The 1,628-nt window shown below is 39.1% G+C and carries 1 protein-coding gene; it reads right to left on the bottom strand.

The window, feature by feature from the left end:
* Positions 1 to 180: 180 nt before the first annotated feature.
* A complete protein-coding gene (locus H7U01_RS09915; protein WP_284443991.1) occupies positions 181 to 1,383 on the bottom strand; it encodes an IS110 family transposase in 1,203 nt (400 codons plus the stop codon).
* Between the last annotated feature and the right edge of the window lie 245 nt (positions 1,384 to 1,628).

The following is a 1,628-nucleotide window of genomic DNA, read 5'->3' as shown; positions in this document are numbered from 1 at the left end:
TTTTCTACCATTTGTCAAGCATATCAAGGCATTTGATAAAAAATAGATTGAATTCCATAATCAAACTAAGGAATTTGTCTATTTTTGAACTAAGGTTCAGTGTAAAAAGTGTACTCAAAAACAACGCCTTACCTAGTGATTTTTTTGATAAGGTGTTACAATCATATGGCATAAACAATTTTACCGATTTTGGGTAGAAGTATAATCGTAAAGTTTGTTATGCGTTATGAGGTAATACATTGTTCTAATGAGACGATGTATAGAGGCAATCGTGTGTGGTTTGGTTGAAGTCACTTGCGATTGTCTTTTCCGTTTCTCATAGAAGTCTGCGATATGACAAGGATTGGTGTGGCTAGCTGAAGCTATGTTATGAATGCACTTAAAGAGAATCTTTCTGGCATAGGGATTCCCACGTTTGGTGATATGTTCCTTGGCTAGAAAGTCCCCAGATTCATAGTGTCTGAGGTCAATGCCGATAAAAGCATTGATTTGATTGGCAGAGTGAAATCGACGAATGTCACCAAGTTCACCAATAATGCTTGTCGCTGTGGTTTCAGCTATTCCAGGAATAGAGAGAAGAATCTCGTATTCTGGCAAAGGTTGAGCCAATGTTATCATCTTCTCTAAAACACTTTGTCTATATTCAGAAAGCCTAAGTAACTCCCCTGCATAGTATTTGACCTCTTCCATCATTGGAGAGGTTTTCTTGACCGCACAATAAGAATGATTAGCTAGTTTTGTAAGCTTATCTACTAAGTAAGTCACACGGTTTTCAGAGATGTGTTTTGATGTAGACTGACGGATGATAGCTCTTAATGCGGCGTCATCTAACTCCAGTACAAAACTATTACATGGAAAAGCCATGACTAAGTTCCAATATTGTTTCCCAGTTGGTGACGACAAGATGTTTTCCAATTCAGGAAAAGTGACCTGTAAAACCTTGTGTAGGCGGTTTTTAGAGCAGACAATATCCTCAGTAAGATTCTGATAGAAACGGCTGAGGTCGCGTAATTCTTGATAAAGCGCTTCTTGGACATAGCTTGGTTTACGATTGAGGATGAACTGAGACGTAGCTAGTTTTTCAGCGTCAATCTTATCGGTTTTACGCACTCGCAAGCTATCTAATTGTTTCTTGGATTCTAAGGGATTGAGCCGTATATAAGCGTAACTATTATCCTCAAAGAAGGCCTGAAGACGACGAGAATAGACACCAGTCGCCTCGAATACAATCTCTGGTTGGTAAACAGTCCCCAAGTCCTCGAGTAGTCGATTAAATCCGATGGCATCATTGGGTATGGTATAGCCATGTATTTTCTCTCCATTGACCAAGATGGCCACTTCTGAACTTGCTTTACTCACGTCAATCCCAAAAACTACTCGCATGATCTTACCTCTTTGTCTTAAATGATTCCTTGCTTTAGTGATGTCATTTTCAATACTCGACGTTTTTCGTCCCACATACTTTGATAACATTCTTCCTAAAACAGGTGTCTTGCCAGTTTTAGTTACGACGTCTAGCGCCAAAGGACTCATCGACTTAACAAGACACCTCTACTTTAACATAACGAAAAAAGTAGTGAGTACTTTCTCCCGTCGGAGATTTCCTCACTACTAATCTTAGTATGTTT

The sequence above is a fragment of the Streptococcus sp. 21.1 genome, from assembly GCF_016648635.1.
In the GTDB taxonomy this organism is placed as follows: domain Bacteria; phylum Bacillota; class Bacilli; order Lactobacillales; family Streptococcaceae; genus Streptococcus.
Note: the sequence above shows the minus strand (reverse complement) of the source record. Positions and strands in the feature narration are given on the sequence as shown.